Consider the following 25,137-nt stretch of genomic DNA (forward strand, 5'->3'; position numbering starts at 1 on the left):
GAGGGGCTATGGAGAGTCAACGACCTGGAATCATCCGGCGTTTTTGGCAGTGGTTCAGAAAGCCCAGCCACTTTGCGATTGGCACTGTCCTGACCGTGGGTGTGGTTGCAGGTGTTATCCTGTGGGGCGGGTTTAACACTGCGATGGAGTACAGCAACACGGAAAGCTTCTGTATCGGTTGTCATGAAATGGAGAACAACGTTTACCAAGAGTATGTTGGAACCGTTCACTACAACAACAGCAGCGGTGTCAGGGCAACCTGTCCGGATTGTCACGTACCCAAAGAGTGGGCACCGAAAATGGTGCGAAAGATCCAAGCCTCGAAAGAGCTGTATGCCAAAGCGCTGGGACTTGTCGATACCCCGCAGAAGTTCGAGGATCACCGGTTTGAAATGGCCTCCCGAGAGTGGGACCGGATGAAAGCCAATGATTCTCAGGAGTGTCGTAACTGCCATAACTTTGAATACATGGATTTCAGCACCCAGAAGTCGGTCGCTGCCGGCATCCATAGCCGGGCCATCGAAGACGGCAATACCTGTATTGATTGCCACAAGGGTATTGCCCACCAACTACCGAAAGGTCATAAAATCGAAAGTGCGATTTAACGACGTGTAATTGCGATAAAACGAATCCCCAGTGGAGTGAACCGCTGGGGATTTTTGTATCTTTTGACCTTGAGAACGGCGAATTATCGTTACATAACACGTTCCACTTGAGGCAGTGGGTACGTATTGTTCAGAACCGCTTCTGTTGGTTCGTACAAGCGCATATGAAGGTAAAAATCGTCTTCAGGGGCGGGGAGCCAGTTACATCCATTGTCTTTTGGTTGTTCGTTTTGAATACAAATGGTCAGTGTGCCATCAGGGTTGTATGCCAATTCACCGGGGCGGTTGGTTGAAATAGAGTAGCGGTTTATCTCGTTTTCGACCATGTAGAGATTTTCGGCATCGTACATGGTCAGCGACCAAAATGCTTCTGCTGGCGCGTCAGCTGGCATGGTCATCCGGTATTGGTGAGCGCCAGACAGTTGGTTACCGTCAGCATCGGTATAGCGGTTGGGGTAGAGTGCCCGCTCGGGAACGTTCAGTCCGGCTGCGCGGAGGTTGATGCTGGCACGGCTCAAGTAGTCGTTGCCGTACTGGCCTCCTTCGAACATCATTGACCATCCGTTATTGCTTGTGCCGATGCTGCGACCGGCATAGTGAATGATCTGCTGTGAACTTTGCAGAGCTCGCAGCAAGCCTTTCTTTTGAGTATCAGATAGGTTGTCTGGATCGAACGGCTCATCGCCGCCAATACCGATGTACTTGAATTGTTCCACCATCGCGGCATCTTCTGATAGTGGGTTTTTACGCAGCTCCTGATCGATTAAGGCATACCATTCCAGTCCCTGCGGCTTGGCCATGGGCGGAATCCGGCCAGAGGATTTTTTGAGTTCAACCGGGCCATGGTTAGCGCCAAGCTCAGTTAATGGATAGCTGATAAATTTATCGTGGACTTCCAGCGCCGCCTGGGTGTCCTGCTCACCCGATACCCCGGTTCTTTGGATCAGCCATACCATTGGGGTTCTTGATTCGATAAGCGCATCTATACCCTCTGGTATGTCTCCTTCCCACCCTTGGTTTACCAGCAGGAATTTAGCGCCTCGGACCCCGGCATTATTGCGGTGGATATCGGTAATGGAGTCTGAGTAGGCATCCAGTAACTGGACGATATAGTACCGGGCGTCCGTTCTGGGAATTTCAAGCACCATAGGCCCAGAGAGATCAAGATCATAGTGGGCCTGTGAATATAAGGTATCGTTATTGACGGTCGGTACAATTCTATCTTGTGGCCCAGACAGTACCCGTGTTTTGCCCATCTGGTTGAGCGGGGCCATGGCATTGTCCATCGGTGCATCGACCGAGGTTGACGTCTGGCGTACCGCCGCGACGGTGAGAGGGCCTGCACCGTAAATGAAGGCCTGCACGCCCAAGTTGTAGGCGAGTTCTTCTTCTGCTGAGGGCTGGCTTTCAGCGGCATAAGAGCCGGTGATAGTCATTAGCCCAATCGAGCTACAGACTACGCTGGCCAATAGTGTTTTGTTCATATCAAACCTTATTTATCGTTATTTATTTCCTTGAGGGTAAATGTTTAGCGACTTCGATTGATTAATATCGACTATTAGTCTTTTTGATAATTGGTTGGCCAAGATAGGAATATTAGAAATGCTAATAGAGGCTATTTCTCTTATTTAGCAGGCTTTTATTTATGCTATCTCCGTCCTTTAACGGAGAAACGTTATGAAAACAAATAATAAAAACATGAAAAGTGCGTTAGCGCTTTCCATCGTGGCAGCCTCGTCGTCGCTGGCTTTTCCGGCATTGGCGGATAGCCCCAATATTGTCGCCATCATGGTTGATGATGTTGCGCCGATGGATATTTCGGTTTATCACCGGGGCTTAGGGGCTATTAAGACACCCAATATTGATCGCATTGCCGATAACGGGCTGATGATCAGCGACTATTATGCCCAGAGCAGCTCGACAGCGGGGCGGGCAGCGTTTATCACGGGGCAATACCCCTTCCGCTCAGGACTGACGTCGGTCGGTCAGCCGGGCTCGAAGCTGGGCTTGAAAAAAGAAACGCCAACGCTGGCTGAGCTTCTGAAGCAAAAGGGCTATGCCACTGTTCATGTCGGTAAGTCCCACCTGGGTGACAATAACAGTCATCTTCCGACCGTCCACGGTTTCGATGAGTTCTATGGGTTCTTATATCACCTTAATGTAATGGAGATGCCCGAGCAGCCTGAGTTTCCGAAAGATCCGAACTTTGTCGGTGTACCTCGCAATGTGCTCCATTCAATTGCGAGTAATACATATGATAAAACCGACGATCCCCGCTTCGGTGCGGTCGGCAAACAGGTCATCACCGATAAAGGAGCGCTTGGCAAAGCGCGCATGAAGCAGATTGATGAAGAGTTCCTGAACTTTGCGACTGACTGGCTAGACCGCCATGAAGCCAAAAACGATGACCAGCCATATTTCATGTGGTTTAACCCATCACGTATGCATACGATTACCCATGTCCGAGAAGAGTATGAGGGGGTGAGCCAAACCTCCACTTATTATGACGCGCTAAAAGAGTTGGACGATCAAATCGGAGTTTTGCTCGACAAGCTAGAGTCGTTAGGCGAACTCGACAATACCATCATCATGTTTACCTCTGATAACGGGGTGAATTTAGACCACTGGCCCGACGCCGGGGCCGCCTCGTTCAGAGGCCAGAAGGGGACTACCTGGGATGGTGGATTCCGGGTGCCGATGCTGGTCAGCTGGCCGGATAAATTCCCTCAGGGCCAATATGTTGAAGGCATGATGTCAGCCGAGGATTGGCTGCCAACCCTGATGGCTGCCAGCGGTGAGCCAAATATCAAAGCACAGCTGCTCGCAGGGAAAGTTATCGAGGGCGTTGAGCGGGTTGCGCACATCGACGGCTATAACCAGATGGATATGTTGGCCAATGGCGGCGAAAGCAATCGCCACGAATTCTTTTTCTATAACGAAACCGATCTCAATGCTGTTCGGGTCAACCAGTGGAAGGTCCATTTAAAGACCAAAACAACCTGGACAGAGCCAGCTAAAGAGTGGCCATTCGGGGTGCTGGTCAATATCAAGGCCGATCCGTACGAGCGTACCCCCGATACCCATGGTTGGTACCACTGGATGAAGCAAAAATCGTGGGTATTGCCGGAGTTCTACCAAGCGATAGGCCAATACCAAAAGTCGTTGCAAGAGTACCCGCCGGTCCAAAAAGGCACCGGTATCGGGATGGGTAATGACACCATCAATTAACTCCGGATGACGGCAATGCTCATTAGCGCCGCTGCTTCCATGGCGCTATTGGCAAAACCAATATCCGCTATTACCCCTTTTCTTTCATGTTTTGAATACCCTGTGCCCAGCAGTGTAAGGTTTCCTATGATGAAAAAAATGATGACGAAAACCGTGCTAGCCACCATGCTGGCCTTATCTGGCACCATGGCGGCGATACCCTGTGCCGCCGCAGTCGACAGCACCATTGTTACCACCCAGCAAGCGTTAGACAACGAGGGTTATGTATTGGGGGTCAATGCCTATATGTGGGGCTCGACGCTCGTCCGTATGGAGCAGATTGCCCGCCAGTACAGCGATGTATCGGCCCCTCAGTCTGATACCAGTTACCGTGGTCCGTTGAATGAATTTGGCCATGCCCGTCGCTTGAGTACCCCCGCCGATACGGATATGCCAACTGCCAACCGCGACACCCTCTATTCCAGTGCGGTACTGGATCTTAGCCAGGGGCCTCTGGTGCTGTCGGTGCCTGATGTGACTGACCGCTACTATGTGATCAACATGTTCGATATGTGGCACAACCTGTTCCAGTACGTCGGCACCCGGGAAACCGGGTCGCTGGAGAAAGAGATATTGATTGTGCCGCCGGGCTGGAAGGCCGATGGTGCGATCCCGCGTGAATTGAATATCGTTGAGGCGCCAACTAGCAAAGTATGGCTTTGGGGGCGGACTCAGGTCATGGGCGAAGACGACTACTCTGCTGCCCACGCCATCCAAGATCAATACACCTTAACCCCTTTGACCGAGTACATGGGAGGCGAATCACTTCAACTCCGCCCACTATCGCCACGTCCGGGCAGGGCTGATGATCCATTGCGTTTCTATGTTGAGCTGGGCGAATCTCTAAAAGAGAACCCCGTTGATGAACGCCAGCAAGCGATGCTAGGCCAGCTCAATAAAATAGGTATCAGCGAGCAAGGGTTTGACCGAAGTGGGTTAAGCGACACAATGATTTCGGCCATGGTTAAAGCGGTCGCCGACGGCCAGAAAATGGTGATGGCACAGCAGGCCAACCCAACCACGTTGGAGGTCAAAGATGGCTGGGTCTATGCCTTCAACCTTGATGGTTTTGGTGATGATAACGCCATGCGATCCTTGATTGCGCACCCATATCTAGGCGGGCAAGGAGCCAAAGAAGCGGTCTACCCGATGGCAGCGATGGACACGCAGGGCAAGCCTCTGACGGGCCAGCGCAGCTATACCATGAAATTTGACGGTGAGCCGCCGGTCGATGCCTTTTGGTCCGTCACCGTCTACGATGCCAAGTCTAAGATGTTGGTTGATAACCCGATAAACCGCTATAGCCTGAATAACTTATCGGATCTCAAAAAGTCACCGGATGGCTCATTTGAGATCACTTTCTCCCATCAACAACCATCCGCAGATACCAATTGGTTACCCACCCCAGCAGAAGGGTTTTATGTACTGACACGGCTGTATATCCCATCTAAGTCGGTCTTGAACATGGACTGGACAGTGCCAGGTCTAGAACAGCGTTAACACACCCGCGGGTGCTGAACCTGTCGGTTGGGCATCCGCTATCGGAGTCACAATGAAGTATGTAGTTTACTTGGGCGTATGCCTGACATCGGTGTCGGCATTTGCGCAAGAAGAGGCCGTGCAGGATATGTCCGATCCCCTTGCGGTTTATACGCAGGTCGGCATCGGGGCGACAGATAAAGGACTAAATCTCAAAGTCGGGCAGACCTACGAGACGGGCAGGGATGATACCGCGGCAATGAACATCATAGAGGTAAAAGGTTTCCTCGGGGAAAAGGTGGGTTGGCAGGATGGTAATGATGATAGCGTCGACAGCCTGCGTCTTAGGAACTTTCATGTCAACCTGACCAGTGGGCGCGGAGCCCAGCTGGATGTTAATTATGACATTGCTAGTGAGTCGGGCTCGGCATCGTACAGCTTGATACAGGCATTACCGCAAATGGGGCCCGTGACCGTCTATCCTCTGGTCGGGTTGGGGGCCAGTTTCATTAATGCGGCCAATAGTGAGGGCGAGAAACTGTTTGGCTATGCGCTGCCCGGTACGTTTGCTGTGGTAGGGACCTACGGCAAGGTCGCGATGAGCGACAAGCTGTGGCTGAACTACAACCCGATGTGGTTTACCACCTTGTCTGGTAGCGATAGCTATGTCGACTTTGGCCTCGAAGGGGATAGCAATGTGTTGAAGCATGAGGTTGCGCTTTCTTATCAATTTACTCCGCGCTTCAATGCCCGTTATTTTGCCAATTGGTCACAAAATGAAGATTTCAAGGACGGTGGACATCGGCTCGAATTCAATTATCAGCTTTAACGCTTAGGAGCAACTATGACGATCGCTTTGCCTTACAGCCTTGCTATCAAGCCTGTTGGATCATCCTGTAACCTTGACTGTAGCTATTGCTATTATTTGCAGCACCAGCCTGGTGGTGAAAAAAAGATGGATAGGGCAACGGCTGAAGCTTTAATTAAAAACCATATCCAATCACAACCTGGCAAGAGCAAGCAGGTCGACTTCATTTGGCATGGTGGTGAACCTTTATTAATTGGCAGAGACTTTTATAAAGACATTATTACCTTGCAGAATAAATGGGGCGAGGGGAAGTGTATCGTCAACACCATTCAGACCAATGGTACTTTGATCAACAAACGCTGGGCAGCGTTCTTCAAGCAACACAACATAATGGTCGGGGTCAGTATTGATGGTCCCAACCTGCTCAATGATATTGCTCGAATAGATTGTCATGGAAAATCGAGCTTCGAGAGGACAATGAGGGGGATCCGGCTGCTTAGGGATTATAACGTCGAATTTAATACCCTGACGGTGGTCAATAACCGTACCTACCATTCGGGTAAGCAGATTTATGACTTCCTCAAGCATAATGGCAGTCTTTATATGCAGTTCCAACCTTGTATCGACCATGAGCTGGACAGGCGTTTTGACTATGACTGGTCACTGTCGGGCGAGCAGTGGGGGACGTTTTTATGTGATGTTTTTGATGCGTGGTGCCAACGTGATGTTGGCAAAATTTATGTGCAGTTTTTTGAAAACTGTCTGATGATTTTGCTGGGGCGACCGAGCCAGATGTGCCACCACGCCCAGACCTGTGGCCAGCAGTTGATGGCAGAAGCCCAGGGGCAGGTGTATAGCTGTGATCACTTTGGCTACGATAGCTACCAGATAGGGAATGCCCGTCACCAATCACTGGCCGATATGGTGGTTAGCCCGGCGCAAGTTCAATTCGGCCAAAGTAAACACAACTCACTGTGCCGTGAATGTAAGTCCTGCGACTTTTTGCCGTTGTGCAACGGTGGCTGCCCTAAAAACCGAACGCTCGCGACGGCGGACACGTTGCCGCTCAACCAACTGTGCCAAGGCTATAAGATGTTTTTTAACTATGCTCTGCCAAGGCTGCTGAAAATGGTGGATGTAATGAAAGCAGGCTACCCAGCACAGTATTACTCCTTGTTTTAATCTATATTACGGCGATTCCATTTATAGAGAAGCGCAATGAGCAAAGACTATAATCTACTACGATTGTTGGTGGTGTTGTACGAAACCCGCCAGACGGTAACGGCGGCGAAAAAACTGAATGTCAGCCAGCCTACGGTCAGCCTTATGCTCAAAAAGCTTCGCGAGCAATTTAACGACGAGTTATTTGTACGTGATGGCAACCGTTTTGAGCCGACGGCAAAATGCATAGATTTAGTCGAGAAGGTTCCCTTTATTCTCGACCAGCTCGATGAGCTTTACACCAATGATCAGCAGTGGCAAATCGAGCAGATGCGCGGAGAAGTCACCTTGTTTTTTCCTCCGACATTGATGGCTCCGGTGGCCGCCCCCCTTATTGCCAAGTTGACCCTTCTTGCCCCCGGTTTGACGGTGAATTGTCAGCCTTGGTCGCCGATGAGTTTGCATGATCTTGCCAATCACCGAGCTTATTGGGGGGTGAGCTATTTACCGATGGAAACCAATAAAAATGTGGTCCAAAAGCCACTGCCTGATGACAGATTTATGCTTGTTACCCGAAGAGGCCACCCACTTACCATTAATGATCTTCAGGAAGTATTGAAATACCCGCTCTGCGTCAGTGTCATCCCCGGGTATATCGAAGCATCAAAAGTCGAGATGCTGATTAAAAAATATAAGCTAGAAAAAAACGTTAATGTGCGCTCTAGCGATATGAGTATGATGCTGGAACTCATTAAGCAGAGCGACGCAATTGGTGTGATGTCTGAAAAAAACGGGCCACTGCTAAATGATCAATTTCAAACCTATCCTTTGCCTGAAGTTCTGTATCAAGATACCTTCCGTCGTCAGGCCGCTTTTTTCTGCCATCTAAGAGACCGTCACTCACCATTTACCGAGTGGCTGTACCGAGAGGTAAAAAGCTTATTCGATGCGAGTGATAAAGTGCTGTAGGTGCTATTTCTTACTTGTCCAAGATGTAATCACCATGCTGTATTTAGCATGTTGCAAATTAACAACCAGGTATCATGCAACGGTTTACATTTAACGCTGTATTTCACCAGCTTACCGATTTTACATTTCGCAACAGATTGAGTGGTTTTTACGTATTTATTCTATTTTTTTTCCTTATATTGCCCATACCCAAGTTCCTTGGATATAAGACTTTATCCTGACATTAGGCTCTGTGAGATGAAAAATAAAACCTTTAAGCTTGCCACGTTAAGTGCTGCAATTTTGCTGGCTTCTGCGGGAAGCTATGCAAAATCCCCTACAACAATAGCTGAATGTAAAACCTTTGAATCGACGCCATCGGTTATCGTAAAAAGCGAGAATAACGAACTAACAAGCCAGACCATCACCATTGGTGCGACCGGCGATATGCACGGTCGTATCTTTGCGTATGACTATGCCCTTGACGGTGTCGATAGAAACGCCGGTTTCTCGAAAATTGCGACCTTGCTGCGTGATGAGCGCGCAAGTAACGACAATTTCCTGTTGATTGACTTGGGGGATACGGTCCAGGGTAACTCGGCAGAGCTGTTCAACAACGATCCGGTTCACCCTGTGGTTGAAACCATGAACAGCTTGAACTACGACGTGTGGGTACCGGGTAACCATGAGTTTGATTTCGAGCGCGCTTTCCTTGAGCGTAGCCTTGAGAACTTTAACGGTTCGGTGATTTCTTCCAATGTGGTTTGGGACAAGAACTCGGTGGACTGTAAAGCCAGCGAGGCCGAGGTGCCTTTCCTGCGCGGTTATCAGATCTTCGATTACAACGGTGCCAAAGTGGCGGTTATCGGTCTGACGCCGTCTTACGTGAAAGTATGGAATGCGTCTAATCCAGAGAACTTCCGTAACCTGGATTTCAAAGATGAGCTGGAGGCTGTTACCGAAACAGTCAACTCGGTCATTGACCAATACCAGCCGGATGTGGTGATTGGTGCTCTGCACCATGGCCGCAAGGAGCATGGCCGCGGCGTACATGAAATTGCTTCAAAGCTGGCTGACAAGTTCGATGTGATTTTCATGGGCCACGAGCACGCTCGCTTCATTGAGCAAGTGGAGAAAGGCGCGGATATCACGGCTGAAATGCCGGAAATTTCTGTTGGCGGTAACAGCGAACGGGAAGACAAGGCGAAATCCGGTGTGTACAACGCCCAGAACCGTCACGAGAAAGTAAAGATTATCGAGCCGGGGAACTGGGGCTGGGCACTGGCCAAGGCGGAAATCGAACTGGCGAAAGATCAACAAGGCAAGTGGCAGATTGTTGATACCACGCTATCGAACCGTAAAGTCGAGAATGTTCTAGAAGACAAGCAGTTGCAACAGCAGATGCAGCATATCCATGATTCTTCTGTTGAAGATGCCAATATTATGATTGGTAAGGTGAAAGGTAACTTCACCAACTCAGCAGGTGGCTTTGCCGATGAAGCCGTACTGGAAGAGCAGGTACTCAACAGCGAAGGTCTGCGCCTATACAGCTCCATCCACAACGGTAAGCTGGCCGATATGCCGATTACAGATTTGATCAATCAGATCCAAATCATGAATATCGAGCAGAAAGGATCTGACGCTGAAGGTAACAGCATTAAAGTTGATGTGTCTGCGGCAGCCCTGTTCTCGGATGGCTCTAACTTGTTCGATGGTCAGGAGTATCGTAAGAAAGACAGTGCCAACCTGTACATGTATGACAACCAGTTGGTTGCAGTCAGCATTAAGGGCGAGCAGCTAAAAGAGTACATGGAGTGGTCGTACGGTTACTTCAATACTTACCAAGAAAATGACATCACTGTGTCTTTCGACCCTGCAATCCCTGCTTATAACTACGATATCTTCGATGGCTCTATTCAATACACCGTTGATCTGAGCAAAGCAGTTGGTGAGCGTATTGATATTGCCGAAATCCGTGGCGGTGCGTTCAACCCTCAAGCGGATTATGTATTGGCGATCAATGATTACCGCCTCGGCACTTTGCTTGGCCAAGCTTGGATCACCCGCGAGCAGGTGATCTGGGATTCTTCCAACGAACCTGTTTATGCGGTACGTGACATGATCACCGAATACGTCGAGAACGAAGGTGTGTTGGATCGCAGCAAGTTCGAAAACGTAAACTGGTACATCAAGCAATACGGCGCTGCGAAGGCAAACGGTGAGGTCGCAGAGAAAGGCGATATCCTGATGCTGCGTGAAGGCGCGGGTGCCGAACTGTGGAACAAACTGCAGAACAAGGAAATCTGTGTAATGCGCTCAGGTCCGAGTGCGCGTGATTCCATCAATGTATCAGTGAACCTGGCCGATGAAACGACGTGGTTTGCCAACCCTAATTATTCAGCAGAGGCGACTCAGCAAGCCTTGTATGAAGGTTGTGCGTACAGCAACCAGCCAAAATAGTTTCCTCCCTTTATCCTAATTCAAGGCGCTTCGGCGCCTTTTTTTGTGCCTAAACCAGACGAAGATCACGATTGATCCTTACCCAAGGTTTGAATTTTTTGATTTAGGTGTTATTGTATTACAATATTAATTATCGGCGGCGTCGAGGGATAGTCTGTTTAGGCTCTTGGCATCGCCATTAACTAACGTAAAGAGAACATTGATATGTCTAATAAAGTCGCATTTATCTCTGGTGCTACAGGTGGGATCGGTTTCCAGGTGGCTAAGCGCCTGGGTCAAAATGGCTACACGGTGATCCTCAACGGTATCGAAGCGTCGAAAGGTGCAAGCTGCGTTGCTGAGCTAACTGGAATGGGCATCGAGGCCGAGTACCGTGGCTTTGACGTGACAGATGAGCATGCCGTGACCGAAAATATCAATGCGATCGGTGAAAAATTCGGTAAGATCGATGTTGTCGTTAACAACGCAGGTGGCCTAGGTGGCCGTAGCCCAATTGAAGGCATGGAAACTGAGTTCTTCCGCAGAGTCATGGCGCTTAACCTCGATAGCGCATTCTTTGTTTCCCGCGCGGCTATCCCGCTCCTGAAGAAGTCTGACAATGCGTCAATCATCAATTTCACGTCTAATGCAGCATGGAATGCAGGTGGCCCGGGTGCTGGTATCTACGGTACGTCTAAGGCTGCGGTTCACACCCTAACTCGCGCTCTTGCGAAAGAACTTGCACCAGCGAAAATCCGTGTTAATGCAGTATCGCCAGGTACTATCGACACGCCGTTCCACGCGCAAATTAAAGCGACTAAGCCAGAAGTATTTGCCTCCTGGGCTGACAGCATCATGCTTGGCCGTCTGGGCCAGCCAGAGGAAGTGGCTTCTGCGATTTCATTCCTGGTCAGCAAAGATGCTTCCTTTATCACGGCTGAAACCCTTCAGATCGGCGGTGGTCAGGCACTGGGGATCTAATCTAATCGCTCTTTTGCGCTATTTTAAAAGCTGAAAATGTAAGCGGTCGATACTGATAGGTATCGGCCGTTTTTGTTGCAGGTAGGAAAATACTTTTGCTGCTTCACCACTTTTTTGCTCGGAAATCCAAGTCTGTGTATTGATGAAATCAGTAAAACCAGCGACCTTAAAGATCTTACACTGGTTTACATAATAGATATTAAAACACGGTTATTGCGGCGAAATAGCAAAGCATTTTGGGGGAATTACCTGCGTTGTGGTTGGGAAGTGATCGTTATCTTTCATTTTGTAAGACATCACTTTGCTAACCTAACAGTTGAAAGTCATTTTAATCATCAATGGTTTTTTGTGATCCATCTCACTTAATTGTTTATCTGGTGTTTTGGTGTCGGGTTTTAATTTGGGATTAAAATCACATTTGCAAACGTTTGCCTGTGCGTTTTTTGCTCGTTTTGGTGTTGTGTTGTTGTTGCTGTTTAACGTTTGCTTAGCATGAAACGGTTTACAATTAACGATTCATTTATCGAACTTACCAAATTTACGTTTAGAAACACTCTTGGTTTTTTTTCGAGTTTTTATTCTATTGCTTAGGCGTATATTTCCCGGTGCTTTATATACCATTTTTTATATTTTCTTTTTGATTGCCTAACCATGAATAAAAACACAATGAAAATTGCTGCACTCAGTGCAGCGGTTGTTACCGCCCTCGCAGGGTGTAATAGCAGTAGCAATGATGAAAAGACACAACCATCACGTCCATCAATTGCAGAATGTAAAACCTATGAGCCAACCCAACCGGTTATTGTCAAAGGTGATAATGATCAGTTAACTCGCCAGACCATTACAATTGGTGCAACCGGTGATATGCACGGCCGTATCTTTGCTTATGATTACGCGTTGGATAGTGTTGACCAGAATGCTGGCTTTACCAAAATTGCGACTCTTCTAAACGAAGAGCGTGCCAGCAACGACAATTTCCTGATGATTGATCTGGGTGATACCGTCCAGGGTAACTCCGCAGAATTGTTCAACGACCTACCGGTTCACCCTGTGGTTGAAACCATGAACTTCATGGATTACGACGTTTGGGTGCCGGGCAACCACGAGTTTGATTTCGAACGTGCATTCCTTGAGCGCAGTTTGGAAGGTTTCAACGGCTCAGTGATTTCTTCTAACATCATTTGGGATAAGAACTCAGCAGATTGTAAAACTAACGGTCAGGAAGTGCCTTTCCTTCGTGGTTACCAGATTTTTGACTATAACGGTGCAAAAGTTGCGGTTATTGGTCTGACGCCTTCTTACGTGAAAATCTGGAATGCCTCTAACCCAGAGAACTTCCGCAATCTGGACTTCAAAGAAGAATTTTCGTCGCTAGAAAGCACGGTTGACCAAGTGATTGCCAAGTACCAGCCAGATGTAGTGATTGGTGCACTTCACCACGGCCGCAGCGAATCCCATGCCCGCGGTGTGAACGAAATCGCGTCTAAGATGGCAGACAAGTTCGATGTGATCTTCATGGGGCACGAGCACGCGCGTTTCATCGAGCAAATCGAGCTGGATGCACCGTTCGAGCAGGGTATGGACGATATCTCTATTGATGGTGAGAACCAACAAGAAGACAAAGATAAGTCTGGCGTGTATAACGCCCAGACGCGCCAAACCAAAGTGAAAGTGATTGAACCGGGTAACTGGGGCTGGGCACTGGCAAAAGCTGAAATCGAGCTGGAAAAAGATGAAAACGACCAGTGGCAGATTGTCGATACCACGATGTCGAACCGCACGGTTGCAAGTGTAGAAGAAGATGCCGCGCTGCAGAATGAAATGCAGCATATCCACGATGCCTCTGTAGAAGATGCCAACATCGAAATCGGCGTAGTACGCGGTAACTTCACCAATACACCAAACGGTAAAGCTGATGAAGCCGTGCTGGAAGATCAGGTGCTGAACAACGAAGGTCTTCGCCTGTACTCGACAATCCACAGTGCCAAACTGTCTGACATGCCACTAACGGATTTGATTAACCAAATTCAAATCATGAATGTGGAAGAGAAGGCCGGTATTGAAGTGGATGTGTCTGCGGCGGCCTTGTTCTCTGATGGCTCGAACTTGTTCGATGGTGAAACCTATCGTAAGAAAGACAGCGCCAACCTATACATGTACGACAACCAGTTAGTGGCGGTCAACATCACCGGTGCCAACCTGAAAGCCTACATGGAGTGGTCTTACAGCTACTTCAACAAGTATGAAGAGGGTGATCTGACGGTTTCTTTCGATGAAACTGTGCCTTCCTTCAACTACGATATCTTTGATGGTCACATTGAATATGTTGTTGATCTTTCTCAAGACGTAGGCAACCGTATTCAGGATATCAAGATCCGTGGTGTTGACTTGGCTGATGACCAAACGTATGTACTGGCTATCAACGACTACCGTTTTGGCTCGCCAATGAAGGAAGTCGGTTGGGTATCTGACGAAGATGTGCTGTGGGATTCTTCTGCAGAAGCTATCTACGCAGTGCGTGATATGCTGACTGATTATGTTGCCAAGAATGGCGTGCTTGACCGCGCTGATTTCGAAAACGTGAACTGGTACATCACGCAGTATGGCCCATCCGATGCCAAGGGTAACATTGCTGATGAAGACAAAGGTGCTATTCTTCAGCTGCGTGAAGATGGCGCACAAGGTGAAGCGCTATGGAACCGCCTGCAGAACAAGGAAATCTGTGTGATGCGCTCTGGTCCGGGTGCCCGCGATTCAATCAATGTATCTGTTAATGTCGATAACAACAACACTTGGTTCGTGAATCCTAATCCAAGCAATCCGTATGAAGGCTGTACTTACAGTAATCAGCCTAAGTAATGTAATTTGCTGAATATTATAAAGAAGGCGCTTTGGCGCCTTCTTGTTTTGGAACATTCAAATGTTAAAACGATTACTATTTCCCTTTGTCGTCTTTGTGATATCGACGGTTATCTTGTGGTACTCGCCTGCAGTGAGCGAGTCATTCAGGCCAAAAGCTTACAGCAATCAGGAATTTGTCCGCGCGAGTGTGATCGATGTTTTAGCTGAGAGTACTCAGTCAGATCCTTTAGTGCCTTCAGTTAAGACAGGACGTCAACGTTTGCTGGTGGAATTGCTGGAAGGGGATGAAAAAGGCAAGCAGGTTGAAGTCGAGAACCAGCTTAGCCGGTTACACAATGTTTACGTGAGCGCCGGTGACCGGTTCATCCTGTTGGTCAGAGAGCAGGGTGATCGTACTATTTACTGGCCCTATAACCATGACCGCTCATCGGCGGTCTACTGGATGGTGGGGATCATAGTGCTTCTGACGGTACTGTTTGCCGGTCTTCAGGGCGTTAATTCGGTGATTTCACTCTATTTTACCGGCGCGCTGTTAATCGGTGTGCTGATTCCGGCTTTGTTTGCCGGCTGGAACCCGATCCTAGTTACCATTGGTTTGATGGCGGTGAAGATTGTGGTCAATTTCCTGCTGGTTGCCGGCTGGAACAAGAAATCACTGGTTTCCATGCTGGGTACGCTGGCGGGTGTGGTCATGGCTGGCTTGATGGCGCAGTTTTTTGGCGAGATGGCCCAGCTTAACGGTTTATACCTCGAAAAAGGCGAAGATATTCTCTATCTCGGCGGCACCGCCCAAGTACAGGTGCGCTGGCTGCTGTTCGTCGCCATTATGATTTCGGCACTTGGCGCGGTCATGGATGTGGCGATTTCTATGGCCTCGTCTTATCACGAGTTGCGGGAGATGTCGCCGGAGCAATCTGAAAAAGATCGTCTACTGGCAACCATTCGTATCGGGCGTGATATTCTGGGCACCATGACCAATACATTGGTACTGGCTTTCGTCGGCAGCGCGCTGACCACCATCATGATGGTGTGGGGCTTTCAGATGCCGGTGATGCAGTTTATGAATATTCCGGCCTTGTCACTGGCGATGATCCATGGTTTGGCGGGGAGTATCGGCTTGATCATGACCGTGCCGCTGACGGTATTGATTGCCAGTGCTGTCTACCAGCGAAATGCTGATTTACCGGCATCTGCATCTGCCCCGAGCTCTGAGCCTGTGAAAGAGTGATTATCGACACTCATTAGCCCCAATACTAATAAAAAAGCCATGATGCGTTATTAATGCATCGTGGCTTTTTTAGTTGAGGCGGGAATGGGCTTTACACCATAAAGCCCAAATTCATAGTGCCGAAGTTAGTGGATGTGGTTGGGAAGATGGTTTGTATTCCGCCGTCACTTATTCCGAACCAACTCGCTAGGGTAGCTGCCATTTGCTCATGGGCTAAGGTAGGGATCAACCGGCCTTTGCCGTTGTCATCTGGGCTACCGACGCTAAAGTCGGGGTAAGCACCATAACAACCACTAGATACACTGCCACCAATCACCAACTGATTACTGCCCCAACCATGGTCAGTACCGTCATTGGCATTGTTGTGCATGGTGCGGCCAAAGTCCGACATGGTAAAGCTGGTGACATTGGGCTGCAGTGCGCCCAAGGCTCGGGTGAACTCAGTCAGCGCGGTATCGAGCTGGCTATACAGCGACTGGTGGCGTGGTACTTGGTTGGAGTGCGTATCGTAACCGCCCTGGTTTACGATAAAGACCTGTCTGCCGACACTGCCTGACGCTACGGAGGCGTCAATGATCCGCTTAACGGCCGATAGTTGCGAGCCCAGGGAGGTATTGCGGCTTATTGCCGGGTCGAGCTCGGTGGAATCGATCAGTGAGCGGAAGTTATTGTAGGGGGCCAGGAAGTCACCATGTTGCCTGAGATATTGCTGGTGGAAGGGAGACATATACACCTCTTCGACCATCTCGTTATATTCTCTTTCCAGTGTGCCGGAAGCGCTAAAGGCGTTAACGGCAGAGACCGACCCTTGGGTGTTGGTGCGAATATCACTGACATTCATGCCGCTCAGCCAACTGTTGCCGCCCAATGATACCAGCTCAGGGATCGCCCCGCCTTGGGCGAGCAGATCCATCAGCAAGCCTCCCCAGCCATAGGCGGCATAGGCGCTGGTATGCCAGGTACTCTCCCAGGCATATTGTTGCTTGGCATGGTTGAACAGGCCTGTCGGGTAAGGCGCGCCTGAGCCCGCCGGGCCGACAAGGGTACCGATATTGATAAGCCCTGCAGCCAGGCCATCGTGAAACAATGACTGGATGCCTGGCATATTGGGGTGCAGGCCAATTGGCACACCATTGCTATCCGTTTTGCCGGTCATTAGCAGATTGGCTTTGTCGATGGCAATATTGGGGCGGCGAGCAGCATACTTGCCATAGAGTTCCTCATCGCCAGCCATCATCATGTTGAACGAGTCATTCCCGCCTCTGAGAAACACGCACACTAGTGCTTTGTAATCTTCTGCTGCATAGGCCTTGCTAGAGAGGGAAAAAGCCATTGGCAGTGCTGTTGCCCCGGTCATCAGGGCGCTGTGTTGTAAAAATCGACGTCTCGATAATTTCATCATCATTACTCCTGAATCTGGAATTCGGGCGACATAGCAGCCATCCAAAATACCTTGTACATGTTGTCATGATTGCTCTTGGGCATGTCGTCATAGACATCGCCCAACCGCTGTTCAAGCTGTGGGGTCAGTGCGCCATCGAACATCGTGTCAGCGAGCAGGGCGAGGAAGTTTTCCCTGTCATCGGTAGTCCACAGGCCGGTGAAGGCGGAGTAATCCAAGATCAATCGATTATCGGGAAGTCCAGTTACATCACCGCTTAAGGTGATGTCGTCTTTGAGTTTGCGGAAAATCAGGTTAGACAGATTCGGAATTTCAGCTGATGTGTACAAGGCAAATTCAGGTCCGATTAGCCCATTGTCTTCCAGAGGACCACTCGGGGTATAAGTGGCCGGGTAGAAGTTAAAGACTGACGGTGCCGATAATGGTCCCTGCGAAAAGCGATGACCCTCCGGCGAGTATTGCGTGTCGAAACCGTAACCCAGTGAGGTATCTCGGTGGTGCGGGTAGTTGTCTCCCATCTGGCTGTTGAATGCGCGGTATAGCGCTGTCATGGTAACAATCGGCTCTCTGGCTTTTGATACGGAGATGGGGTTCGACTCGTAGGGTTGCGGATCGGTCAAAATGGCTTTGACCACGGCGGCCAAATCCCCCTGAGTGTCGTTGAAGGTACGGGCTACCCGTGCGATATAGCGCTTGTCGGGGTTGGAGGTCACCAGCTGTTTGATCAAATGGGTACTGACAAATACCGCAGTTTCTCTTTGAGAGACAAGAATATCGAGTAATCTTTCCAGCTCTTGATCGGCGGTTTCATTGCCGGGAAAATTGCGGCCAAGAATACGCTTGGGGTTCGTATCATGGTTGCTGGCGGAAACGACCATCGGGCTGAGCAAGCCATTGTCTTCATCCCAACCGGTAAACAGTCTTGCTAACTCTTGAACATCTTCTTCGGTATAGGCCGGGATGGGTTGGTTTGTCTCGCTGTCCTTTCTGATGGTGCCTTGATAGCTCACCTTCCACTCGCCCAAGGAGAAGAGTTGCAATAATTCACGGGCATAGTTTTCGTCGGGGTATTGATTATTCTCGGGATCTGGCGGTAAGTTCCCGGCCATAGTAAGGAATCGGCCCATTGCAGGCGAGTAGGTGACATCTCGGATCAGATCTTTGTAGTTGCCAAAAGCGTGTTTGACCAGAATATCGTAATATATCGCCAGCCCTCTCGCCCGCTCATCACCAGACAGGCCGGCATCGTTTTGCGAAACCACGACCATCTGGCTCAATGCGAAAGCAACACGCTGCCGCAGTTGGTCTTCGCTATTTAGGACAATTCCCCACCAGGCATTGCTGCGGTAATTTCGGTGCTCTTGGCTACTGCCGTTCAGATCGGCCCTGATCGACTGGATCCGCAGGTATTCGTCCAGATGGTATGATGGTGGGACAGCGATTTGCTCGTCAACCCACTGGTCAGGGGTTTTTCCTATGGTTGCGTTGACGTCGGCCGGTGTCGGCCCGAAGGTCCCTCGCTCTAGCAGCCGCGAGGCATTGCTATAGTCAAGGATCAGTGGCGGGATGATCAGTTCAAAGTTGAGGCTGTAATCTCCCGTCGATGCCCAGAGGCTATTCTCTGTGCTCGATTTTATCGGCAAAATAGTGCCGTCTGTTTGTAACTGTCCGGCAACCACTTCAACGCTTTGGTCATTGATACACTGAGAAATGTAGTATGGCCATTGTGCTGTACGGTTGTGGCTAAGTCTATTGATTTGACAGCTAAAGGTTTCAGTTGCAATTCCACCTTTGGCAACGGTGACTTCCACGGTATATGGGAAGTAGGTGTAGTTTATTTCTTTTGTGATGCTACCATTGTCAATCAAATCAACAGCGTATGCTTTTGCAGCAATAATTTGAAATAGCAGTACTACGATAGCATTTCTCAAAAAGCATAAGTTTTTGAAAAACATCGATGTTACTCCAACATTAATTGACAGATTAGAAAGATATGTTTAATTAAAAAATTAATACTAAGGCAAGTATTTGTTATTGATTAAATTCCTTTTCCTCTCTTTTATTACTGGCGTTTGAAATTTGATATAAAAATGGTAGCAAAGAAAAACAAACTGTATATAAATTTGGGCATGATAAGACCAATAAATATTTACTGGTGACTGAAATTGTGAGCTTTAGCCAAACTCACTTTGAAATTGTTATAAATATTGGTGCTTAACTTGACGTTGAACAAATCAAAACTAGCGGCTTGATGTTTTTTTGACGCCAAGGTAAAAGTTATGACACTGAAAAGTAAAGCGTAAATTGGCTTGTGTTACAAAAAGCGGGTTTAATGTTAGTTTGGGTTCAATACAGAAGAATACTTTTGTTGGTGCTTGAGATGTTTCATACGATACAACGCCTTGTCTGAGCGGTTAATTGCTTCGCGCAAGTTGCGCCGGTTGAAATTTTCAGCGATGCCATAGCTGTATGAAATGTTGAGTGCGGAAATAGTTGCTTCTATATCAACCAGAAACGACTTGGCTCGGTGAGATTGGAGAATGACAATAAATTCATCACCACCGAAGCGTATTATTATTTCATCTTGTTGGGTATATTGCTTTAGCCCCTGGCTGAATAATTTGAGTATACTGTCACCAAAATTATGGCCATGTTCATCATTGAGTTGCTTGAAGTTATCAATATCAAAAAAAACCAAATCAAATTGTTTGAGAGGGATCTTTCTCAACGCTTTCCGATTGTAAACCCCGGTGAGCTCATCGGTGCTTTGGCTAGACTCATAATGGTCTATTGTCTGTTTGACGCCCAGAGCAAGACAGCCAACACCAATCAAAGCACATCCGTCATCCAGAAAAATGGCAACAGGGACAGGAATGGATTCGAGTGTTTTCTTTAATGCGATAATTTCGTGTAGCATACCGTAGGCCTTTTCTAGGCCAAGCAACATCATTCCAAATAGAAATAATTTTTCTTTTTTTAAAACGGGATAGGCACAGATAGCAATAGCAGTGATGATAGTTAAGCTAAGGTACTCGACAACAAATCCAGCTTTGGAATAGAAAAAGGGGCTATCAACCTTGATTATAGGTAAGTGGAAAATCAATCCTATGAATACCGCGGTTGATAAAGCTTTAACCATTGATGTCACCCTATTGTGCATATAAATAATATGCCCTTAAGCTCATTTATACTCCTTGATAATAAGGTATATTTGATATGTATCAACAAAGCAATAGTCAGCTACGGCTATTGCCTGGTTGGTTTATCTAGACGTTATTGGGATCACCGAATGTCAAAAAGTTCGGGATATTTGCCTGAAAAAGAAGTCGATGAAGGTCCTGACTTTCAGTGGTTGCGTTTTGTCTTTATACAACACATGGATCGGCTTTGACGGTGGCCGAGAGGTCGTTAGGCATTCTGTTAGCAAACCCTGTTCAATGTCTTTTTCCAACAGAATTGCAGGCTGCAGGATAATTCCGGCATGCTCTATCGCCGCAGCTTTGAGCACATTGCCGCTGTTGCTGCTGAGCCTTGATTGCTGACGGCTGAAATATTGCGATTCGTATTCTTTCTGCTGGGGCAGATATTCACCGTAGTAGAATCCCAAACAGTGGTGGAGGCCTAGATCCTTGGTCTGGCGGGGCATGCCGAAGCGCTCGAAGTAGGTCGGTGACGCACAAAACAGTAATTGGTAATCACCCACCTTTCTTGCTATCAAGCTCGAATCCTCCAACTCACCGATGCGAAAGACCAGGTCAAAGTGGTCGTGCAGAGGGTCGATGCGGTTATTGTCGACTATCAGCTCGACGTCGATATGGGGATGTTGCTGGAGAAACTGTGCAACCAGGGGGGCGACGACAGTACTGCCATAGGTAACCGGTGCGTTGATCCTGATTGTTCCCATAGGGATGTTAGTTAAGGTCTGCAGGTTCTCTTCTGCCTCCCTGATGTCATCCAAGATCCGCTGGCACTGATGGAAATAGTTCTCGCCTGCTTCAGTGAGCGACTGCTTACGCGTGGTGCGGTTGAGTAGCTTGGTTCCCAGGTTTTGTTCCAGTGCCTTGAGATGTTTGCCTACCATGGTCGATGTGATGTTGAAGTGGGCGGCCGCTTTAGCCAAGCTTCCCCGCTCGACCACATCGACAAACACCTGCATGCTTTTCAATTTATCCATATTGCGAACTATAAGTTGATAAATAACGGAATAGATCGTTGTTTATCAAGTTGTAGATGTCAATTACATTGTTTCCCTATCTCTATTATGCAGTTGGGGCTTGAGAAGATGTTTGAACAAGGGTTATTTATCACAGCAGAGCTGAAGGTCATTGACGGTATTTCGCTGGAAGCAGCAAAAGCCGAAATAGCAAAGTTTTGCCAGGGGATGAACAGTGAGCCGGGGTGCTCCCTAGCGGTTGCCACACAGGACAGGGAAGATCCCCGCCGGTTTATCTTTTGGGAGCGATATGACGACCAAGCGGCGTTCGAGGCGCATTTTAATGCCAAGCATACGCAAGACTTCATTGCATTGGGATATACCCAGCTGGAGCAGGCATTTGAAACTCATCTAATGGCAGCAGGAGAGGAGTGATGAGCCAAGCAAAACATCAACCCGTGCAGTGGGGCATTTTAGGTACTAGCTTTATTTCTGGTGTGATGGCCGAGGCAATCCGCCAAGATGGCCAAAGTCTTATACATGCTGTGGCTGGGCGCAGACCGGAGCCTCGCGAGTCGCTGGCGAGTGCGTATGACATTCCGGTTCAATATGACAGCTACGACGCACTCTTAGCTGATCCAAAGGTAGATATTGTCTATATTGCTCTGCCCAATCACCTTCATCACGAGTATGTGATCAAAGCCGCGCAAGCGGGTAAGGCGATATTGTGCGAGAAGTCCTTGTCGGTGGATATGGAAAAGACCGAGGCGGCGTTAGCAGCGGTCGACCGACACCGGGTCTTTTTTGCCGAAGGCTTGATGTATCTCAACCATCCATTTACGGCTGGGATTCTTGATGTGATTAAGGCGGGAAAAATTGGTCAGTTGCGGGCGATCCAAGGCCAGTATACGGCGGCTATTTCGCAATTCGTGAATCCTGATAGCAAAGGGGCGCTCTACAACCTCGGTTGTTATCCGGTGTCTTTGCTACACCTGATCATCGAGCAGTGTTGTGGCCCAGAAGCCTTTGAAGGCTATACGCTATCAGCGATGGGGCGGCGGGGGAGCGACGGCAATATATGCGAGACACAAGCCAATTTCCAGTTCGCCAATGGCATGATGGCGCAACTGCATACTGCCGAAGATTATGGGCTGCATGCAGAGTTCACGGTATTGGGGACGACCGGTAGCCTGCAAGTATCAAGCAACCCTTGGTTACCTGGCGCGCAAAACCAACTGACTATTACCCAATATGAACAGAAGCCTGAAGTGATCGAAGTAGAAGCCGAGGGGGATGGTTTCCTGTATCAGGTCAGGGCCGTGCTGAAAGCATTGGAAAGCCATCAATCCCACTTAATCCGACCTGCTGCAAGGCCGGAAGATTCAAGACAGGTTATGAAGCTATTAACCGACTGGGAAGCGGCGGTAATGGCACAATAACCTCTCTTTGAGAGGAGCCCCCTAGACAAAGCCAATTTATTGCCCAGACGGATTAACCCGGCTAGCCATTCGCTCTGGGCGTACAATCCCATACATTGTACCCATTTAATTCGACAGAAAACCAAACTGTCTAATTGTACACTGTTTGTAATTGTGTCTTATTGTGTGGTTTTGCTGTGCGTTCTTCTACCCATCATTTTGATTACCTGCGTCGTCTTCCTCAACTGGCAAATACGGTTTACCCAAGTAGCCGGGGTTTTAGGAAGATAAAGAAAAATGCCCGCTTCTGTCTATGGGGGGTATTGAACGCCGATGCGGTAAAGGCGATGGCCGACGTTTTTGCCCATCCTGAGTTGGCGCCAGTGCTGCAGAAAAACCCGAAGATTTTCGAGAAACCGCTTAAGCCCTACCTGTGTGTCAATTGGACGCGTAAAGAGAAAATTGCCCGCATTCGGGAGCACTATCTGTTTATCAAAGACACCTTCGGCAGCCACGCGCAATCTGTGCTCTCCCCAAAAGGTGTCACTATCCTTGAGTTCACCGATAACCAAGAGGTGCGATATAAGGTTCAGCTTTGCCAAGGAATGAGCCGTGAGGGCTCGCTTGGGCTGTATCTGGTTGACGAGAATAACCGCAATATTTATTCGCTGACCTGTCATATTGCAACAGGCAATAAAAAGACACTGTATATTGGCGCTTTGCAAGGACCCAAAGAGGACATTGCCGATCGCAACCAGGTGATCAAGACCTTGACCCGTTCGCTGCACGGTTTGCGCACCAAAGCCCTGATGGCTGAATTGGTGCTGATCCTCGCCAATGTTCTCGGCATTGACGAAGTGCGTGGCGTGTCTAACAAAGGACATGTGTACCAAGCACTGCGCTATATTGGCTCGAAACGCAAAGCGGTGACCTTTGATTATGATGATCTGTGGCAGGAGTACGGGGCAACGAAAGAGAGTGCTTATTTCTATCGGTTGCCGCTGCAGCCGCCCCGCAAAGATCCGTCAAGCCTGAAGAAAACCAAGCGCCGCCTGTATACTAAGCGTTACCAGTGGCTGGATGAGATTAAAGTGGAGATGGGCAAGAATATCAGAGCCGTCATGAACTGCACTCCGCGATCTTAACCTAATAAAGCAATGTCCCCTCAGGCATGGAGCTTGAGGGGGGGTATAGGCTACCGCTAATAGTTTAGGGGATCTTATAGACGAACAACCGGAATAAGTTTTTGGTGTTTTAGCAAGTTACCGTCTGAGTCTTTGAGTAGTGGGTAATATCCATCCAAGAAAGCCCAGTTTTCATTATTCCATTTCAGCTTTGAAACATACCAGTGCTTGCTGGAAAACTCCTCAGATGTCGCACCATTGCCATTATCATCGGCAATATTGCCAATATATGATTTATCAGTGTTGAAATAGGACTGGTAAATTAGAGATGGCGGCTATCACTAGGTCAAGCTTAATTTTGCTTATTTTATCTGTCGATACCGGCATGTTGTCACAATAGGCAGGTAGTATTGGCGGCTTTAGTGAAATAGGTTTGGGGGAAGCATGGAAGTTCTTTTGGCATCGACGTATGAAGATATTGTTGCAGTTGCGCCGATTATGCAGCAGCTGCGGCCGAAATATGAGCTTGAGCAATTGATTGAGTTGGTGAGCCAGCAGCGCAAACAGGGTTACCAGCTAGTTTATGTCAGGGAGGGAACGTCGGTTTTGTCTGTTGCCGGCTTTGTCACGGGGCATAAATTGGGATGGGGAAATTACCTGTATATCGATGATCTGGTGACTGACGAAACTCAGCGCTCGACTGGAGCCGGAAGGTATTTGCTGGAATGGTTCAAGGATTATGCCCATATTAACCAGATAGAGCAGATCCACCTTGACTCCAGCGTACACCGCTATGGCGCGCATAAATTTTATTTACAGCAAGACTTTGTGATCGCCAGTCATCACTTTGTGTGTCAGTGCTAGTTTATTGCAGTTTGGTAGCTTTGCCGACTGTGCCTGTGGTGAGGGGCATATAGGCACAGTCGTTATCTGTTTCAGTATTAGTGGCAATAAGTTGGCTCCGGTGTCTCTTCCACAAGAGATGCCTGCAAGATTTCTTCAATCAGTAGCAGAGAGGCAGATTTCTGATCTTCCTGACACTTAAAGTCAATTGAAAGCACTTCTAATAAGTCTTTCAGCAGAAAGCTCATGTGTGACGCGTTTTTGCTGTTACTTACATAGGGCTCAAGATCGAATATCAGTTTTTCGATATCGCTGGTGATTGAGCTATTCGCCTCGTTTTTCCATTGTGCTCCCTTTACTTTGAGAACATCATAAATTGAATGGTATGTATTCATTGCTTCTGCACCCTTAGGAAAGCT

20 protein-coding genes are annotated in these 25,137 nt (G+C 48.5%); 14 read left to right on the forward strand and 6 right to left on the reverse strand.

Going from position 1 to position 25,137, the window contains the following annotated elements; all coding sequences use genetic code 11:
- The first annotated feature begins 8 nt into the window (after positions 1-8).
- Complete coding sequence (gene napC, locus PTW35_RS18610) at positions 9-605, forward strand: cytochrome c-type protein NapC (RefSeq protein ID WP_039465998.1); 597 nt, start codon at positions 9-11, stop codon at positions 603-605.
- Between the two features lie 89 nt (positions 606-694).
- Here the strand turns inward: napC and PTW35_RS18615 are convergent, their stop codons facing one another.
- On the reverse strand, positions 695-2,089 hold the full coding sequence (locus PTW35_RS18615; RefSeq protein ID WP_281028453.1) for a DUF1214 domain-containing protein: 1,395 nt from the start codon (positions 2,087-2,089) through the stop codon (positions 695-697).
- Between the two features lie 193 nt (positions 2,090-2,282).
- Here PTW35_RS18615 and PTW35_RS18620 point away from each other — a divergent pair, with 193 nt between their 5' ends.
- The 9 genes from PTW35_RS18620 (at position 2,283) to PTW35_RS18660 (ending at position 15,778) form a co-directional block, all read left to right on the forward strand.
- Complete coding sequence (locus tag PTW35_RS18620; RefSeq protein ID WP_281028454.1) at positions 2,283-3,833, forward strand: sulfatase-like hydrolase/transferase; 1,551 nt, start codon at positions 2,283-2,285, stop codon at positions 3,831-3,833.
- Between the two features lie 126 nt (positions 3,834-3,959).
- The gene (locus tag PTW35_RS18625; RefSeq protein ID WP_281028455.1) at positions 3,960-5,372 is read left to right on the forward strand and encodes a DUF1254 domain-containing protein; all 1,413 of its coding nucleotides are present in this window, start codon (positions 3,960-3,962) and stop codon (positions 5,370-5,372) included.
- A 52-nt stretch (positions 5,373-5,424) separates the two neighbouring features.
- Positions 5,425-6,180, forward strand: coding sequence for a hypothetical protein (locus PTW35_RS18630; protein WP_281028456.1), 756 nt, complete (start codon positions 5,425-5,427; stop codon positions 6,178-6,180).
- 15 nt (positions 6,181-6,195) lie between these two features.
- Positions 6,196-7,341, forward strand: a complete 1,146-nt coding sequence (locus PTW35_RS18635) for an anaerobic sulfatase maturase (protein ID WP_281028457.1) — start codon at positions 6,196-6,198, stop codon at positions 7,339-7,341.
- A gap of 36 nt (positions 7,342-7,377) precedes the next feature.
- The gene (locus PTW35_RS18640; RefSeq protein ID WP_281028458.1) at positions 7,378-8,289 is read left to right on the forward strand and encodes a LysR family transcriptional regulator; all 912 of its coding nucleotides are present in this window, start codon (positions 7,378-7,380) and stop codon (positions 8,287-8,289) included.
- Positions 8,290-8,526: 237 nt separating this feature from the next.
- Positions 8,527-10,728, forward strand: a complete 2,202-nt coding sequence (locus PTW35_RS18645) for a 5'-nucleotidase C-terminal domain-containing protein (protein ID WP_281028459.1) — start codon at positions 8,527-8,529, stop codon at positions 10,726-10,728.
- A gap of 204 nt (positions 10,729-10,932) precedes the next feature.
- Complete coding sequence (locus PTW35_RS18650; RefSeq protein WP_281028460.1) at positions 10,933-11,688, forward strand: SDR family NAD(P)-dependent oxidoreductase; 756 nt, start codon at positions 10,933-10,935, stop codon at positions 11,686-11,688.
- A gap of 666 nt (positions 11,689-12,354) precedes the next feature.
- Positions 12,355-14,547 (forward strand): 5'-nucleotidase C-terminal domain-containing protein, encoded by a 2,193-nt coding sequence (locus PTW35_RS18655; RefSeq protein WP_281028461.1) that lies wholly within the window; start codon positions 12,355-12,357, stop codon positions 14,545-14,547.
- 61 nt (positions 14,548-14,608) lie between these two features.
- Positions 14,609-15,778, forward strand: a complete 1,170-nt coding sequence (locus PTW35_RS18660; RefSeq protein ID WP_281028462.1) for a YibE/F family protein — start codon at positions 14,609-14,611, stop codon at positions 15,776-15,778.
- A gap of 91 nt (positions 15,779-15,869) precedes the next feature.
- Here the strand turns inward: PTW35_RS18660 and PTW35_RS18665 are convergent, their stop codons facing one another.
- From PTW35_RS18665 to PTW35_RS18680, 4 genes are all read right to left on the reverse strand, one after another.
- Positions 15,870-17,180, reverse strand: coding sequence for a DUF1501 domain-containing protein (locus PTW35_RS18665; RefSeq protein WP_281028463.1), 1,311 nt, complete (start codon positions 17,178-17,180; stop codon positions 15,870-15,872).
- Positions 17,181-17,182: 2 nt separating this feature from the next.
- Positions 17,183-19,135, reverse strand: a complete 1,953-nt coding sequence (locus PTW35_RS18670) for a DUF1800 family protein (protein ID WP_281028464.1) — start codon at positions 19,133-19,135, stop codon at positions 17,183-17,185.
- 380 nt (positions 19,136-19,515) lie between these two features.
- Positions 19,516-20,319 carry a GGDEF domain-containing protein gene (locus tag PTW35_RS18675; RefSeq protein ID WP_281028465.1) on the reverse strand — a complete coding sequence of 268 codons (804 nt, stop codon included), beginning with the start codon at positions 20,317-20,319 and terminating at the stop codon, positions 19,516-19,518.
- Between the two features lie 153 nt (positions 20,320-20,472).
- Positions 20,473-21,354, reverse strand: a complete 882-nt coding sequence (locus PTW35_RS18680) for a LysR substrate-binding domain-containing protein (RefSeq protein WP_281028466.1) — start codon at positions 21,352-21,354, stop codon at positions 20,473-20,475.
- Positions 21,355-21,462: 108 nt separating this feature from the next.
- Here PTW35_RS18680 and PTW35_RS18685 point away from each other — a divergent pair, with 108 nt between their 5' ends.
- The 4 genes from PTW35_RS18685 (at position 21,463) to PTW35_RS18700 (ending at position 24,739) form a co-directional block, all read left to right on the forward strand.
- Positions 21,463-21,768, forward strand: coding sequence for an antibiotic biosynthesis monooxygenase (locus PTW35_RS18685; protein WP_039458077.1), 306 nt, complete (start codon positions 21,463-21,465; stop codon positions 21,766-21,768).
- On the forward strand, positions 21,768-22,772 hold the full coding sequence (locus PTW35_RS18690) for a Gfo/Idh/MocA family oxidoreductase (RefSeq protein ID WP_281028467.1): 1,005 nt from the start codon (positions 21,768-21,770) through the stop codon (positions 22,770-22,772). Before PTW35_RS18685 ends, PTW35_RS18690 begins: the two co-directional genes overlap by 1 nt.
- Before the next feature lie 176 nt (positions 22,773-22,948).
- Positions 22,949-23,896 carry a VirK/YbjX family protein gene (locus tag PTW35_RS18695; protein WP_281028468.1) on the forward strand — a complete coding sequence of 316 codons (948 nt, stop codon included), beginning with the start codon at positions 22,949-22,951 and terminating at the stop codon, positions 23,894-23,896.
- A 423-nt stretch (positions 23,897-24,319) separates the two neighbouring features.
- Positions 24,320-24,739 carry a GNAT family N-acetyltransferase gene (locus tag PTW35_RS18700; protein ID WP_281028469.1) on the forward strand — a complete coding sequence of 140 codons (420 nt, stop codon included), beginning with the start codon at positions 24,320-24,322 and terminating at the stop codon, positions 24,737-24,739.
- 77 nt (positions 24,740-24,816) lie between these two features.
- Here the strand turns inward: PTW35_RS18700 and PTW35_RS18705 are convergent, their stop codons facing one another.
- Positions 24,817-25,113, reverse strand: coding sequence for a hypothetical protein (locus tag PTW35_RS18705; RefSeq protein ID WP_281028470.1), 297 nt, complete (start codon positions 25,111-25,113; stop codon positions 24,817-24,819).
- Between the last annotated feature and the right edge of the window lie 24 nt (positions 25,114-25,137).

Source organism: Photobacterium sp. DA100, assembly GCF_029223585.1.
Lineage (GTDB): Bacteria > Pseudomonadota > Gammaproteobacteria > Enterobacterales > Vibrionaceae > Photobacterium.